This is a genomic window from Haloflavibacter putidus, from assembly GCF_006546625.1.
GTDB classification, from domain to species: Bacteria; Bacteroidota; Bacteroidia; order Flavobacteriales; family Flavobacteriaceae; genus Mesonia; species Mesonia putida.
Window position 1 is genome coordinate 1 of the sequence record NZ_VIAR01000034.1, and the last position, 552, is coordinate 552.

Sequence of the window (552 nt, forward strand, 5' to 3'; positions counted from 1 at the left end):
CAAAGTCTATACTCCAAGTATCGTTGGGCTCGTGAGGAACTTCCAAGGGCTCTTTTATCCTGGCAGGCAGTCGTTTTTTTACCTTTCTTCTCAAAGGCAACCCCAAGGCGACATATACCCTGTGGACACGCTTGTGGTTCCAAGGTTTTCCTTCGTTGCGCAATCGGTTATAAGCCTTCCAAAACCCTTCTTCCGAATGATCTTCTGCTTTTTCTTTTAAGGCTTCTTCGATTGGACTATCATTTTTCGGTAGGGGTTTATAATAGAAAACACTCTTGCTCATATTCAGTACGCGGCACGCCCTGCTGATACCGTAATGGATAAGTTCTTTGGTGATCGCTCGCTTTCGGCAGGGCTTCAGAGCTTTTTTTTGATAATCTCTTTTGCCATGTCATAGTCCAGCGATAGGCTTGCATACATCTGTTTAAGCCTACTGTTCTCCTCTTCGAGTTGCTTTAGGCGTTTTAACTCCTTTCCATTCATACCGCCATAACGCTCTCGCCATTTATAAAAGGCAGCAGTACTGACGCCATGTTCACGGCTGATTTCAAC

At 44.9% G+C, this 552-nt stretch carries 1 pseudogene; it reads right to left on the reverse strand.

Features of this window, described 5'->3' with window-relative positions:
• Positions 1 to 552, reverse strand: a pseudogene (locus FKR84_RS13230) (transposase); the annotation flags it as partial.